The organism is Cupriavidus sp. 8B (genome assembly GCF_054589115.1).
The window spans coordinates 1-211 of the sequence record NZ_BAAILO010000561.1; the positions used below are offsets into that span (position 1 = coordinate 1).

Annotated in this window: 1 pseudogene; it reads right to left on the bottom strand. The window is 62.1% G+C overall.

Annotated features, from left to right (window positions below):
* Positions 1-211, bottom strand: a pseudogene (locus ACYP5B_RS48845) (transposase); the annotation flags it as partial.

Consider the following 211-nt stretch of genomic DNA (forward strand, 5'->3'; position numbering starts at 1 on the left):
AGCGCTCAGCACGGCGCCGAAGGTCTGACCATGACGCTCGCCATCGGAGTCGGCGAAGGCCTCGGTATAGCCTTTGTCGACACCAATTTCCCCTGTGCCGCAGGGGCGCCCTTCGGCCTTCGAAGTCGCGTAGTGGATTTCGACCGCGTCACCCTTCACGATCACACGCAGGTTGCAACCCGTGAGGTCCACGTTCTTGCCGTTGCTGTTC